The following is a 13,640-nucleotide window of genomic DNA, read 5'->3' as shown; positions in this document are numbered from 1 at the left end:
GCCCCACCGCCCGCGTGGAACAACTCATTCGCACAACGCACCACCCACCGGACCCGGTCAGCGGTCGCGGTCGTCATCGTCGTCCTTGCTGACTTTGCCTTTGCCTTTTTTATCGCGCGTCAGGCTCGATATGTCCTTGGCATCGCGCAGCACGTCGGTCATGCGGCCGAGCGAGCCGCCCTCGATGCCGATCTCCTTCATCAGATTATCGATCATCGGCGCCTGGACCCGGTAGCGCAGCGCCGAATCGATCACCTCGTCGGTGACGTTGCGGTTGCCGCCCTGGCCGCCATTGATGCCGTCGACATGCAGGATCTTGATGCCGTCGATCTTCTCCATCGGCTTGACGCTTTCGCGGATGATGCCTTCCATGTGGTCGAGCAACTTGCCGCGCAGGCGGCCGGCGCGCGCTTCATTGGAGAGCAAATTGTCGGCCTCGTTGAGCTGGCGATGGCCGGCGGCATCGACCTCATAGCGCTGGGCAGCGGCAAGGGCGTGGATCTTCTCCGCCTCGGCCGCGGCAACAGCGGCGATCTTCTGCGCTTCGGCCAGGCTCTTGGCAGCCTTCATCTCGGCATCTGCCGCGGCCGTAATGCGCAAGGCCTCGCGCTCGGCCTCGCGGGCCGCACCGATCAGATCGGTCAGCTTGCGGCGCTCGGCGATCTCGCGCTCACGCGCCGTGAAGGCCTGCTCCTCAGCCTGGATGGCCTTGGCCCGCACCGCCTCGGAAGCCGCGACGGCCGAGGAACGCTCCTGCGTCTTCTTGGCGATGTCGATGGCCTTCTGGATTTCGGCGATCTCGATCTTCTGGTCGCGCTCGACGCCAAGCTGGCGGATGTCGCGATCCTTGATCAGCCGGGCCTCCTCGATGCCGCGCTCGGTGGTGATGCGGGCGCGCTCGACCTCTTCGCCGGCCGATATCTCGGCCTCTTCGAAAGCCTGGCGCTTGGCGATCTGCAGCGCTTCGAGGTGACGCTCACGTGCGATTCTGACTTCGTCAATGGCGCGCTCCTGGCCGATCCGCGCCGTTTCGGTCGCCTGGTTCTCGACGATTTCGGCGCGGCGCTTTTCCGCCTCGGCCCTGGTGACCTCCAATGCCTTTTCCGCCAGCGCGATCTGGCGTTCGAGTTCCGCGATTTCCAGCGCCTTCCTGCGCTCGATCTCAAGCTCGCTCTGCGTGCCTTCGCGTTCGATCCTGGCCTTTTCCAGGGCGAGCTCGAGCGCGATCTGCTCGCGCTCGGTCAGTTCGCGCATTTTCATTTCCGTCTCATCGAGCGCACGGCGGCGCGCAATCTCGCGGCGCTGCGTGTCTTCCTCGCTCTTGATGCGCTCCTCGGTGATGTTGCGCTCCTGGTTGAGGCGCGATTTCTCGACCGCTTCGCGCGCCGACAGTTGCGCCTGTTCGGCCTCTTGGTCGCGGATTGCCCGTTCCCTGGCGAGTTCGGAGCGCTGCGAGGCGCGGCGTATCTCGACCTCGCGCTCCTGTTCGAGGCGGGCATATTCGGTGTCGCGGTCGATCTCCAGCACCTTGCGCTGGGTATCGAGGTTCTGGTTGCGGATGTCGACGAGCGTGCGCTGCTCGATTTCGTTGCGCATCCTGCGGCGCGTCTCGATCGATTCCGTCAGCTGGGTGAGGCCTTCGGCGTCGAAGGCATTGGACGGATCGAAATATTCAAGGCTGGTCTGGTCAAGATCGACGATGGCGACGCTCTCCAGCTCCAGTCCGTTGGCGGCGAGCGATTCCGAGGCGAGCTGGCGGACCCTGGCCGCATAGTCGCCGCGCAGCTCGTGCATCTCTTCCAGCGTCATCTGGGCGGCAACGGTGCGCATGGCACCGGCAAACTTGCCTTCCAGCAATTCGCGAAGGCTGTCGGGCTGCAGCGTGCGGCGGCCGAGTGTCTGGGCGGCGGCTGCGACCAGCTCGCGACTGGCGCCGACACGGACGAAGAACTCCGCGATCAGGTCGACGCGCATGCGGTTCTTGGTGATCAGCGCAAAGGCATCCTCGCGGCGCACTTCGATGCGCAGGACGTTCATGTTGACCGGCGTAATCTCGTGCAGCACCGGAATGACGAAAGCGCCTCCGTTCACCACCACCTTCTCGCCCATGAAGCCGGTGCGCACGAACGCCGTCTCCTTGGTCGACCGGCGATAAAGCCATCGCAGTATGTATACGGCGATTACCACGACTATCGCGGCAATGATCAGCCACAAAAGGAAAGCGCCCAAGGTCTGCGCGGCCATCTTTTCTACCCTCCCAAATAGAATGCGGTCAGCCACAGGCGACCGGCATCAATTCCATAAATCCGCCCGCTCGAAATCATCACGCTCGTCTCTGCAGTTTCGGCGTGATGGCGCGGAACGCATTGACTGCGGCGTCGACGAAAAGCGCGTCATTGATATTTGCACTCACACGCTCGACATGGCGCTGCGCCGTCTGGCGAACGGTCTTCTCGATCGCCTCGAACAGGGCGTTGTCGGCTTCCGGATCATGAAATGGTTGGCCCGGTGCATCGAGCATCGACACACCGCCCTCCGGCAGCAGGAAACGAACGGCACCGTTCATGGCATTGAGCCGCGCACCGATCCATTCGCCGAAGGCGCGGTTCTCGTCGCGGGTTGTCCGCATCAGCGTGACGTTCGGATTATGGATGACGAATTTACGGCTTCGAAATTTCTCCGGCACGCTGTCGCGCGGGCCGAAATTGACCATGTCCAGCGCGCCGGTCGAACCGACATAGGGTAGGCCGGTACGGATCGCCGCGCCAAAGCGATCTTCAGTCGCCGGGAACACGCCGCCGACGATCATGTCGGCCACCTCCGTCGTGGTCAGGTCGAGAAAGGCCGAGAGCAGCCGCGAATCGCCGAGCTTCTCCATTGCCCGCCCGCCTATGCCGGTGGCGTGGAAAACCAGACAGTCGTAGTCGGCCTCGAGCAGCCTGGTCACCGCTTGCACTGCCGGGGTCGTGACACCGAACATGGTGATGCCGACGGCGGGGCGCGCCAGCTTGCGCCTGGCTTCCCAGGCTTCGGCGTTGGGCAGTTGCGCGACCATGCCCGCCATCGCGTGCGCGGCATTCGACAGCACCTGTTCGGTGATCGAGTTCAGCCCCTGAACGTCGGCGACCGAATGGAACATCATGATATCCGCACCGCCGACATATTTGGCGACATCGCCGGCTGCCACGGTCGACACCATCAGTTTGGGGATACCGACGGGCAGCGCGCGCATGCCTGCTGTTGCCAGGGTGGTGCCGCCGGAGCCGCCGGCCGAGATGACGCCGCCAATGCGCGGCTCGCGCTCGATCCAGTGCGCGAAGGCTTCGGCCATGGCGCTCACCGAGCCGCCGCGATCATTGGTGAAAACGGCTGATGATCCCCGCATATGCATGCCGGCCACCTGCATGGCGGGAACGTCGGCGCTCGACGGTTTTCCGGAGGTGGAGAGGTCGACGGTGCGAACCGGAACGCCGAGCGACTTCAGCCGATCCGCGATGAATCGCAATTCCTTGCCCTTGGTATCGAAAGTGCCGGCGACGAGCACTGTTCTTCCGATGCGTTCGGCGAAAGGAATTGCAAAGATTTTTGTCAAATCGTCCTGCGGCGCGGCCTTCTCGACGGCCGCTTGCCGCAGGGCAGTGACCGGCACGTTCCAGCGGTTGGGCAGTTCGGTGACCGGACGGTGGATTATGTTCGGGGTTATCGGTTCGGACCCGGTCGCCGTCCGCTCGACGCGGTAGACTTCCGCCAACTGGTCCTTGGCCTGCGCCGCGGCTGCCGGCGTGACGGACGTCTCGTCGGCATGGCGTCCGACGCCAAGCAGCCGTTGCTGCAATTCCCGGTCTGCCGCGAGCGCTGCCGCGTCCATCAGCCGGTTGATGCGACCGTTGACCATGATGGCAACCTGGTTGGAAACCGCAGTCGCCACGCCGATATTCTGCTCGATGACGAGGATCGCCATCTCACCTTCCTCGGCCAGGGTGACCAGCATCCGCTCGACCTGGTCGACGATGATAGGCGCAAGGCCTTCGGTCGGCTCGTCCATGACCAGCAGCTTCGGGTCGCTGAGCAGGGCACGCGAGATAGCCAGCATCTGCTGTTCGCCGCCGGAGAGCTGCGAGCCGCCATTGGTGCGGCGCTCGGCGAGGCGCGGAAATGTCTGGTAGATGCGTTCGACGGTCCAACTCGCATCGCGCCGATTGCCGGCAGCGAGACGGAGATGCTCGTCGACGCTTAGGCTTGGCCAGACGCGCCGCCCCTGCGGCACATAACCGACCCCGAGGCGATGGATCTCGTGCGGCTCGAGCGCAGTGATCTCGCGGCCGTCGACGCGGATCAAGCCGGAGCGTGCGCGCTTCAGGCCGACGATGGTGTTGCAGAGTGTCGACTTGCCCATGCCGTTGCGGCCGACCACCGACAGCACGCCGCTTTCCAGCATCAGCGAGACGCCCTGAAGGGCATGGCTTTCGCCGTAATAGACCTGCAGATCCTCTATTTTGAGGATCGCCTTGCCTATTTTGCCGGAAGCTGGGCCGGAAGGGAGCGTTCGGCCGAGGGGAACGGGGCGCTCAGCCATGCTTGCCCCCGAGATAGATCTCCTGGACCTCAGGGTCCGCCTCGATCTCCTGCGGCGTGCCTTCCTTGAACAGACGGCCGTTGTGCATCATCGACACATATTCCGAAACGCGCAGCGCGACATCCAGATCGTGCTCGATGATAATATAGCCGATGTGCTTGGGCAGCGCATTGAGGATCGCCACCAGGTCGCGGCGCTCGGTCGGCGACAGGCCAGCCGCCGGCTCATCGAACAGGATGAAGCGCGGCGCGCCGGCCAACGCCAGCGCGATTTCCAACTGCCGCTGCTGGCCATGGCTGAGTGTCGCCACCAGCACGTCGCGATAGGCCTCGAGGTGCACGGCATTGAGGATCGATTCCGCCTGCACCATGTTGACGTCGGTGGCCGTTGGGCGGAGCAGCGAGAACCGTCGGCGCGAGACGCCGCGGCAGGCGAGAAAAATAGAGTCGAGAACCGACAGGCCTTTGAACAACTGCGAGATCTGGTAGGTCCGCCGTAGGCCGCGCCGGATGCGTTCATGCGGCGGCAAATCGGTGATGTCCTCGCCGAAGAAGCGGATGCGGCCGGCAGTCGGCAGGAAATCGCCGGTCACTGCATTGAACAGCGTGGTCTTGCCGGCGCCGTTGGAACCAAGGACCGCGCGCCGCTCGCCGGCCGCGATCCTCATATCAATGCCGGAGAGCGCCACCAAAGCGCCGAAATGCCGCGCAACACCATCGAGCTCCAGCGCAAAGGCGCCGGAGCTCTGGAGACGGTTTGCTGCAAGAGTTTCGGTCAAGGGCGGATATGCTCGCAAGCCACGCGGTTACGGGCAGCTCGGGTTGTCGCGGCTGACAGCCCCAAGCTTGGTGAACTCGTCTTCGGGAATGCCCAGCGTCTGGTTGACCTGCGACACGACTTTGACAAGCTTGTTCAAAAGATTGCCGTCTGGCCCTTCCGTCACCTCGGTCAGGTAGATGTCCGCGATGGCGTTGCGGTTCTTGTCCAGCGACACCTTGCCGGTCGGCGTGTCGAAAGACAGTTTCGAGAGCGCATCTCGCAGCTTGGCGCCGCCGTCGGAGACATCGCCGCCGACCTGTTCGAGACCCAGCAACGTCGCCTTCATGTTGACGTAATAGCCGTGGGCGAAGAGCGACGGCGAGGGAAAGGCGCCTGGCTGCTTCTTGTAGGCTTCGACGAATGTTTTCCAGGCGGGCGCGTCGTTGGTATCGGCGGTCGGTCCGGCGGAAGGCGTGCCGACCAGCACGTCGCGCAGCTTGCCCTTCGAGGTCAGCACCGTCTGGTCGACGGTGATCGAGCCACCAATCAAGGGGGCCGCGCCGCCACCCTGCTGATACTGGGTCAGGAAGTTCACCGCGTCGGCGCCGCCAAGCGCGACGTAGATTGCATCGACGTCATCGGGAATGGCCGCGATGACGGACGAAAAGTCCTTGTTGCCGATCGGCACCCAGGATTTGGACGGCACCTTGCCGCCTGCCTTGCAGAACTCAGCCATGAAGCCGAAGACCTGCGTATACGGGAAAGAATAATCCTCGGCGACCGTGGCGACCCGCTTGTAGCCTTTGTCGTTGAAGGCATAGGTGCCGAGACCGGCCATCCACTGCGCGCCGTCGGTCGAGAAGCGGAAGAAATTTTCGGCCGGGTTGCGCAGCGTGGTGTCCTGTGCCGCGGAGGTGCCATTGATGAAAGTCACAGTCGGCTGGGTCTTGGCATAGTCCTTGACCGCCAGCCCTTCGTCGCCCGAAAGCGGGCCGACCAAGACCTTGACGCCATCCTGCTCGACCAGCTTGCGGGCAGCACGCACGGCGCTATCCGGCGAAGCGTCGGACGAGCCTTTGACGATCTCGATCTTCTTGCCGGCAACCATGCCGCTGACCTCGTCGAGCGCCGTCTTCGCGCCACGCTCGCCGTCTTCGCCGAGCACCGTGAACGGTCCCTCGAAAGTTGCGAGCAGGCCGATCTTGATCGTGTCGTCGGCGGCAAGCGCCAGAGATGGAGCTGTCAGCCCGGTGGCAAGCGCCAGCGCAAGCAGTGTGCGTCGATGTATTCTCATTTTTTCCTCCCTTTGATTGATTGATGCAGTTCATTCCGCTCCGGCGTCACGGACCGGAACGCAAGGACTCTTGAGCTAGCTGCGGCTTAATCCTCCCCCACAACCCAAGAATTCCATCCGGCGAGATGAAGACTATCACCAGGAACACCAGTCCGATCAGCGTGTTGAAACGCTCGGCGCCGACAATATCGATGGCAAACGTCTGCATCAGGACGACGACGAGCGCGCCGAGAAATGGCCCGATCGGGTGACGCAAACCGCCGATGACGGCGATGATCAGCACGTCGATGGCTGCATCGACGCCGATCGTGCCGGGTGAGACACGCCCATTGAACCACACCAGCAACACACCTGCTACGCCGGCAATGATGCCGGCCAGGAACCACGCAAAGACCTTGTGTGCGGTGACGTGATAGCCGAGGGCGCGCATGCGGCGCGGATTGTCGCGGATTGCCTGCACGGTCATGCCGAAGGTCGAGCGGGCGCCATAGAGTATCGCCGCATAGGACAGCACCGCCGAACCCAGGCAGAGATAGTAGAAGGCCTTCGGGTCGCGCCAGTTGACGCCCCAGAACACCGGCGCGCGAATGCCGGCATAACCGGAATGGCCGTTGAAGATCGCGTAGTTTTGCTGGGCGAAATAGAAGGTCGCGGTGGCGATCGCCAGCGTGATCATGATGGTATAGATGCCTTCGGTGCGCACCGAGATCCAGCCGATCAGCGCCGACGCCACCGCCGCCGCCATTATGGCGAAGGGTGCCGCGATCCACCACGGCCAGCCGAAGCCGAGCACGTTCGAATTGTTCTCGCCGAGGATGGCGATGGCATAGGCGGCGATGCCGGCGACAGTGATCTGGGCAAGGCTGACCATGCCGCCATAGCCGGCCAGCATCATCAGCGACAGTGCGAGCATGCCGAAGATCAGCGAATAGCCGCCGATCTGCGTCAGGAAGAAATCGGATGCCACCAGCGGATAAAGGACCAGTGCGACGGCAAGGACGATGTGGCCGGCGCCGAGCTTCTCCAGCCAGTTCGGTCGGGGCGCGGCGTCCACGGCGACGGTCAGGCTCATCGCGCCTTCCCCATGATGCCTTGCGGCCGCACCGACAGCGCTACCACCATGATGACGAAGGTGAGCACGATCCCGTAGGTTGGGAAATAGACGAGGCCGATCTGCTCGGCGAGGCCGATCAGCAGCGCGCCGATTGCGGCACCGGTAATCGAACCCATGCCGCCGACGATGACGACGACGAGCGAAGCGAGGAGATAGCGGACGTCCTCGCCGGGCGCCACCGACAATGCCGAGCCGCCGACGACGCCGGCAAAGCCGGCAAGTCCGGCGCCAACGGCAAAGACGACTGCAAAGACCGCATGCACGTTGACGCCCGAGGCCGACAGCATGGCGCGGTCGTCGACGCCGGCGCGGACCATCATGCCGACGCGCGTCTTGTGCAGCATCAGCCAAAGGCCGATGCCGATGACGACCGCAGCCGCCAGCACGACGACGCGATAAAGCGGGTAGGTGAGGAACACCGAGACGCCATTCGACCGCACGGCCGTGATCACCGGCAAGGTCAGTGCACCGTCGAGCCATTCCGGCACCGGGATCTGATAGGTGCCGCCGGCCCAGACCGCCAGCATCAGGTCGGCGGCGACGATCGAGATACCGATGCTGACCAGGGTCTGGCGAAGGTCATCGCCTTCCAGGCGCCGGAAGACGAAAATCTGCATGACGACGCCGACGAGAGCCAGAGCGATAAACCCCGCGGCGACACCTAGCAGCCAGTAGCCGGTACGGTTCGCCACCTCATAACCGATATAGGCGCCAAGCAGATAGAGCGAGCCATGCGCCAGGTTGACGTTACGCATCAAGCCGAAGATCAGGGTAAAGCCACTGGCGACCAGGAAATAGAGGCCAGCCAGAGTGATGCCGTTGAGGATGGCGCTGACGAATGCCTTTTTCGAGATCAGGATCGCGTTCAGCCAGTCCGGCCAAACGGAAAACACCAGCCATGCAACAACGGCGGCGACCAGGAGCCAGAAAAGCCCCCACGCCTGCCTGCGCGTCATGCCGCCGCCAGAAATCTCGAGCCCCGAAGTCCTGGGCCTCGAAATGTCAGACGAAGGTGGCCGGTCCAGAATGCTCATGCGGTCAGCCGGCGGCGCTGTTCATTCAAGCGCGGCGCTTTGTGGAACTTGCCGTCCTTCATGATGGCGAGGATGCGGTTCTTGTCCTGCAGGATGCGCACGTCGGATATCGGGTCGCCGTCGATCAACAGCAGATCGGCGAGGTAACCTTCCTTGATCATACCGAGCTCGTCGCCCATGCCCATAATCTGTCCGCCATATTTGGTCCCGGCCTGGATTGCCTCCATCGGTGAGAAGCCAAGCATCTCGACGAAGGTCTGGATGTCCCTGGCGTTGGTGCCTTGCGGCGTCCAGGCAAAACCGTAGTCGCCGCCGATGCAAACGCGGATGCCGCGGCGGTGCATTTTCTTCATCGTCTCGATGCACATTTCGAGCTCACGCTCATATTCGAGCGAGAGCGGCGAGCCCGGCTTGATGCCCCATTGCTCGGCATGGCGTGCGGTGTTGATCAGCCAGGCGATGCCAGGGGCCACGAAATGCTTGTCCTTGGCCGCCTCCAGCATGTCGAGGGCTTCCTCGTCGGCAAACGAAGCGTGGTAGATGTTCTGGATACCGTGGCGGACACACTGCTTGACCGAGCCGGATGAGCGCGCATGTGCCGACAGCACCTTGTTGCGGCAGCGGGCCTCGGAGGCGGCCATGGCGACCTCTTCCTCCGACATCGGCGTTTCTTCGGCGCCCATGCCGGTGATGCTCTCGCCGGACAGATTGAGCTTGATGGAATCGACACCGTATTTGATCAGCTGGCGCACCGTGCGGCGGATTTCCTCCGGACCTGAGACGACAATGCCGAGATTGAGGCCTTCATGCGGAATGTGCGAAGGCGCGGAGTCGCCGAGGCCGCCGACAGTCGTAATCTCGGGGCCGGCGGCAAGGTAACGTGGCCCGGGAAAACGCCCCTGATTGATGAATTTCTTGCACACAACGTCGAGTCGCGGCTTGGCGGCTGCGGCACCGCGGCCGGCGGTGAAACCGGCATCGAGCACCAGCTTGGCCATCTCCATGGTGACCAGCATGTGCTCTTCGACCTCCATCATCTGGATCGGGTCGATCCCGGGCGCATTGTTCCAGGAGAGATGCAGATGCGCGTCGATCATGCCCGGCATCAGCGTCGCGCCCATGCCGTCGATCGTCGTGACACCGCCTGACAGGCCGCTGTAGGCGGACGACACAGCCGGCGAGCCGAAACGCGACGAGCCCTTGGTGATCTGCTTGATGCGGTTGCCCTGAACCAGCACCTCGCCGGTGTAGGGGTATTCGCCGGTCGCATCGAGCACGCGCACATTGGTGAACAGCGTGCTGCCCGAACCGTTTGCGTTCCAGCCGTCGTCTGCCATCAGAAAACCTCCCAAACTGTCGGGCGCACTGTTTTTACGCCCGAATTCCGATCCTCACCTATCAACGCGTCTCAAAAAATCGGCGAGCTTTTGGCTGCTTTCGCGGGGGCACTCCACCGTGGCCCAATGGCCGCACCGATCGAGGGACAAGAATATCGCTCCCTTTATCCTGTCGGCAAGCGCCTGGCCGACGCTCATCGGATTGACCGTGTCGGCGTCGCCGGTAACCAAAAGGGTCGGCGCTGAAATCCGGCGCGTATCCACGGCAGCCGCCTTGGCCAGGGCTTCGCAGCTGCGGGCATAGGCTTCCGGGTCCTGCCTGGTGATGGATTCGCGCACGAAGGCGACGGCGGCCGGCGAGGTCTCCCTGGTATGGGCCGACAGTGCATTGGCGACGATCTGGTCGGCAATGTCGGCGATACCGCCTGATCGCGCCAATCGCGCACGGTTGGCAAGGCCTTGCCGCGTCGCCTCGGTCGGTTCGGCGAGCGCACCGAACAAGACTAGCGACCTGACCAGCGAGGGCTGCATCGCTGCGATCAACTGACACACGATCGTGCCCATGGAATGGCCGACGAAATGTGCCCGGGCGACGCCCATGCCAGCCATCGCACGGACGACCGCATCGCCCATGAGCTCGATCGTCAACGGATCGAGCGGCCGCGGCGAACGGCCGGAGCCCGGCAGGTCTAGGCGGATGACACGATAAGCCGACAGCGCTTCCAACTGCGGCTGGAACATGTTCGAGGTTCCGCCGAGACCGTGGATCATCACCACCGGTTCGCCCTCGCCGGTGCTTTCCGCGACTATCGGCCCGACGGTGACAGTCGTCATTGCACCCGCTCCACGATCCGGTTCTCCAGCGTACCGATGCCGTCGATCTCGACCCGGACAATGTCGCCGGCCTTGAGATATTTCGGCGGATCGAAGCCGATGCCGACACCGACCGGTGTGCCGGTGGCGATGATGTCGCCCGGCTTTAAAGTGATGCCTTGCGACAGCGTCGATATGATCGTCGGGATATCGAAGATGAGCAGCGATATTTTGGAATTCTGGCGAAGGTCGTCGTTGACGAAACAACGCACCGCAGCGTTTTCCAGGTCGAGCTCATCCTTGGTGATTGCCCATGGGCCCATCGGGCAAAACGTATCCTGCGACTTACCGATCAGCCACTGGCTGTATTTTCCCTGGAGATCTCGGGCGGTGACGTCATTGACGATCGTATAGCCCCAGACGTGATCGTAAGCGTCGGTTTTCGAGATGCCGCGCCCGCCCTTGCCGATAATGACGGCCAGTTCCGCCTCATAATCGATCGCAGTCGATATGGAAGGGTCGATCAGCACGCTCGAATGCGTTGCAACGACCGATTCCGGGACCTTCGAGAAAATGATTGGATGCTGTGGAATGGCGCCGGCAGCGGCGCTCGAATCGAAGCCGCTGCGGGCAAATTCATGGGCGTGCTCATGATAATTCTTGCCGACGCAAAAGATGTTGCGGGCAGGCAAAGGTATCGGCGCCTCGAGTTCGACCTGCGCCAGCGGTACCGGCGACAGCGTGCGCGGCATCCCGGCGCCGTTGCGCCGCAACAGCGCCAGCACACCCGACAATGCCTGTTCGACAGGAATATCGAATGGCGCGACCGACTGATTATCGACATCGACAACGCCGACGCGCCGTTCGCCGGCGATCGAAAACGTCGCGACCTTCATTCGTTCCTCCCTGAACCTTTTGTGAGCCAATATCTTGCTCTTTCGCTACACGCTATCGCCGATTGGTTTAGGCCGCAAGAGGGATTTCGTTGATTGGCTTGGCAAAACATGCCCAGGCCTCATCTGGTGCTGGACCAGCGGGGCACTGGCTGATAGTATTGGTTCAACATTGGATCAGATTAAAGTTCTCAACAAATGCCCAAGCTCGTCGCCAACGACATCGCCACTGTGCTGAAAAAGCGGATTTCGGCCGGCGAGTGGCTTCAGGACGGGCGAATGCCGCCCGAGCGCGACCTTGCGGCCGAGTTCGGCGTGGCGCGCAATACGGTGCGCCGCGCCGTCGGATTCCTGGAGGAGGACGGAACCGTTGTCCGGCATGTCGGGCGCGGCACTTTTCTGACCGCGACCAATCCCGATTCCATCGCGGCAACGGTCACGCGGATGGAAGGCACCAGCCCCGCCGACATGATGGAGATCAGGCAGCTGCTGGAGCCGGCGGCGGCGGCCTTCGCCGCCACCAATGCCAGCATGGCGGAACTAAACGCCGTTCGCGAAGCACATCAGATCGCATGCGCTGCCGAGGACATGCCGGATTTCGAGCATTGGGACGCCGAGTTCCATCACCGCGTCTTCGCCTGCTGCCGCAATGACTTCCTGAAAGAGATTCACAATCTCATGCGCACGATCCGCAACCAATCGCCTTGGTTCGAAATGAAAAAGCGCTCATTCTCGGAGGAGCGCAGGCGCGTTTATTGCGACGAGCATCAGACGATAGTGGATGCATTGCTGCGCCGTGATCCGGAAAGCGCCAACCAGGCGATGCTCGCCCATCTCAAGACAGTCGAGCGCAACCTTCTGGGCCGCTAGTAAACGCACTGGTCAAGGAGGGCGGGTGACACGCGTCCAACGACTAAGCCTTCAGCACCGAGACGGCCAATTCGCTGTTGTGGACGTATTCATTGGCGTCAGGCTGCTTCTGCACGAGCAGGATGAACAGCAGGTCGGTTAGCGTCAGTTGTGCGTCGCGCGCGGTTATCGATGACGAGCGCGCGCGCTCTTCATCGGCGATCGTGTGGAGGCGAATGTCGGCAACCTGGCTCAGCGGATTGTCGCGAAGTCCGGTGACGGCGATAACGGTGGTGCCACGTTTGCGGGCGAGTTCGGCTATCCGCAGGGTTTCGATGCTCGCCCCGGAATAGGAGAGCGCGAACAGCACGTCACCTCGTCCAAGCGTCGAGACATTGGCCATTTGCACATGGCTGTCGCTGTCGTGCAGCACGTTGCGGCCGAGCTTCATCAGCTTGTAGGAAAAATCGCGCGCCACCAGCGAGGATGCGCCGACGCCAGCCAAATGAATGCGGCGCGCACCGTTCAAGGCTTCAAGGGCCTTGCCGATTTCCTGCTCGGTGTTGGCCGCGACGGTCTGCTGCATCGACGAAAGCTTGCTGCCGATCAGCTTGCGCAGGATGACCAGATAGCTGTCGCCGACCTCGATCGAACCGTGGATCATGCCAGCCGGCACGTGCCATTCCTGCGACTTGGCCTCGCTGACGGCGAGCTTAAGCTCCTGATAGCTGGCATAGCCGAGCTTCTGGCTGAACTTGACGACGCTCGACTGGCTGCGGCCGATCTCGGCGGCAAGCCCCGCTGTCGATAGGCGGAGCATCTGGTCGGGATTGTCGACGATATAGCGCCCGATCTCGCGGTCGCCGGGCGCCATGATTTCGAGCTTGGCCTCGATCTTCTTCAGGACGGACATGCGTTCCCCCGTTGCCTGTCATCGACAATGCCAACCCAAGGAATAAATTATTCCGTCT

The 13,640-nt window shown here is 62.7% G+C and carries 11 protein-coding genes; 1 reads left to right on the top strand and 10 read right to left on the bottom strand.

Going from position 1 to position 13,640, the window contains the following annotated elements:
• Positions 1-57: 57 nt before the first annotated feature.
• From NKJ46_RS00620 to NKJ46_RS00580, 9 genes are all read right to left on the bottom strand, one after another.
• Entirely contained in the window at positions 58-2,244 is a 2,187-nt protein-coding gene (locus NKJ46_RS00620; protein ID WP_352660586.1) for a flotillin family protein, read from the bottom strand.
• A 79-nt stretch (positions 2,245-2,323) separates the two neighbouring features.
• On the bottom strand, positions 2,324-4,576 hold the full coding sequence (locus tag NKJ46_RS00615; protein WP_352660583.1) for an ABC transporter permease: 2,253 nt from the start codon (positions 4,574-4,576) through the stop codon (positions 2,324-2,326).
• Positions 4,569-5,354 (bottom strand): ABC transporter ATP-binding protein, encoded by a 786-nt coding sequence (locus NKJ46_RS00610; protein ID WP_352660581.1) that lies wholly within the window; start codon positions 5,352-5,354, stop codon positions 4,569-4,571. The genes NKJ46_RS00615 and NKJ46_RS00610 overlap by 8 nt, the downstream gene beginning before the upstream one ends.
• A 27-nt stretch (positions 5,355-5,381) precedes the next feature.
• Positions 5,382-6,629: an ABC transporter substrate-binding protein gene (locus NKJ46_RS00605; RefSeq protein ID WP_352660578.1), complete on the bottom strand. Its 1,248-nt coding sequence runs from the start codon at positions 6,627-6,629 to the stop codon at positions 5,382-5,384.
• A gap of 46 nt (positions 6,630-6,675) precedes the next feature.
• On the bottom strand, positions 6,676-7,701 hold the full coding sequence (locus NKJ46_RS00600; RefSeq protein ID WP_352660575.1) for a branched-chain amino acid ABC transporter permease: 1,026 nt from the start codon (positions 7,699-7,701) through the stop codon (positions 6,676-6,678).
• A complete protein-coding gene (locus NKJ46_RS00595; protein WP_352660572.1) occupies positions 7,698-8,699 on the bottom strand; it encodes a branched-chain amino acid ABC transporter permease in 1,002 nt (333 codons plus the stop codon). Before NKJ46_RS00595 ends, NKJ46_RS00600 begins: the two co-directional genes overlap by 4 nt.
• 74 nt (positions 8,700-8,773) lie before the next feature.
• The gene (locus NKJ46_RS00590) at positions 8,774-10,114 is read right to left on the bottom strand and encodes a metal-dependent hydrolase family protein (protein WP_352660570.1); all 1,341 of its coding nucleotides are present in this window, start codon (positions 10,112-10,114) and stop codon (positions 8,774-8,776) included.
• Between the two features lie 54 nt (positions 10,115-10,168).
• The gene (locus NKJ46_RS00585; protein WP_352660567.1) at positions 10,169-10,948 is read right to left on the bottom strand and encodes an alpha/beta fold hydrolase; all 780 of its coding nucleotides are present in this window, start codon (positions 10,946-10,948) and stop codon (positions 10,169-10,171) included.
• A complete protein-coding gene (locus NKJ46_RS00580; protein ID WP_352660564.1) occupies positions 10,945-11,823 on the bottom strand; it encodes a fumarylacetoacetate hydrolase family protein in 879 nt (292 codons plus the stop codon). The genes NKJ46_RS00585 and NKJ46_RS00580 overlap by 4 nt, the downstream gene beginning before the upstream one ends.
• Positions 11,824-12,018: 195 nt before the next feature.
• Here NKJ46_RS00580 and NKJ46_RS00575 point away from each other — a divergent pair, with 195 nt between their 5' ends.
• Positions 12,019-12,690, top strand: coding sequence for a FadR/GntR family transcriptional regulator (locus tag NKJ46_RS00575; RefSeq protein WP_352660561.1), 672 nt, complete (start codon positions 12,019-12,021; stop codon positions 12,688-12,690).
• A gap of 43 nt (positions 12,691-12,733) precedes the next feature.
• Here the strand turns inward: NKJ46_RS00575 and NKJ46_RS00570 are convergent, their stop codons facing one another.
• The gene (locus NKJ46_RS00570; RefSeq protein ID WP_352660559.1) at positions 12,734-13,582 is read right to left on the bottom strand and encodes a MurR/RpiR family transcriptional regulator; all 849 of its coding nucleotides are present in this window, start codon (positions 13,580-13,582) and stop codon (positions 12,734-12,736) included.
• Positions 13,583-13,640 lie beyond the last annotated feature (58 nt).

Source organism: Mesorhizobium sp. M0166 (assembly GCF_040322255.1).
Taxonomy (GTDB): Bacteria; Pseudomonadota; Alphaproteobacteria; order Rhizobiales; family Rhizobiaceae; genus Mesorhizobium.
The sequence above is the reverse complement of the archived record's forward strand: the minus strand, read 5'-3'. Positions and strand labels throughout refer to the sequence as shown.

Excerpts from the sequence above, each read along its gene's own strand:
- NKJ46_RS00620 (WP_352660586.1), bottom strand. The coding sequence starts at position 2,244 with ATGGCCGCGCAGACCTTGGGCGCTTTCCTTTTGTGGCTGATCATTGCC.
- NKJ46_RS00615 (WP_352660583.1), bottom strand. The coding sequence starts at position 4,576 with ATGGCTGAGCGCCCCGTTCCCCTCGGCCGAACGCTCCCTTCCGGCCCA.
- NKJ46_RS00605 (WP_352660578.1), bottom strand. The coding sequence starts at position 6,629 with ATGAGAATACATCGACGCACACTGCTTGCGCTGGCGCTTGCCACCGGG.
- NKJ46_RS00600 (WP_352660575.1), bottom strand. The coding sequence starts at position 7,701 with ATGAGCCTGACCGTCGCCGTGGACGCCGCGCCCCGACCGAACTGGCTG.
- NKJ46_RS00595 (WP_352660572.1), bottom strand. The coding sequence starts at position 8,699 with ATGACGCGCAGGCAGGCGTGGGGGCTTTTCTGGCTCCTGGTCGCCGCC.
- NKJ46_RS00590 (WP_352660570.1), bottom strand. The coding sequence starts at position 10,114 with ATGGCAGACGACGGCTGGAACGCAAACGGTTCGGGCAGCACGCTGTTC.
- NKJ46_RS00585 (WP_352660567.1), bottom strand. The coding sequence starts at position 10,948 with ATGACGACTGTCACCGTCGGGCCGATAGTCGCGGAAAGCACCGGCGAG.
- NKJ46_RS00580 (WP_352660564.1), bottom strand. The coding sequence starts at position 11,823 with ATGAAGGTCGCGACGTTTTCGATCGCCGGCGAACGGCGCGTCGGCGTT.
- NKJ46_RS00575 (WP_352660561.1), top strand. The coding sequence starts at position 12,019 with ATGCCCAAGCTCGTCGCCAACGACATCGCCACTGTGCTGAAAAAGCGG.
- NKJ46_RS00570 (WP_352660559.1), bottom strand. The coding sequence starts at position 13,582 with ATGTCCGTCCTGAAGAAGATCGAGGCCAAGCTCGAAATCATGGCGCCC.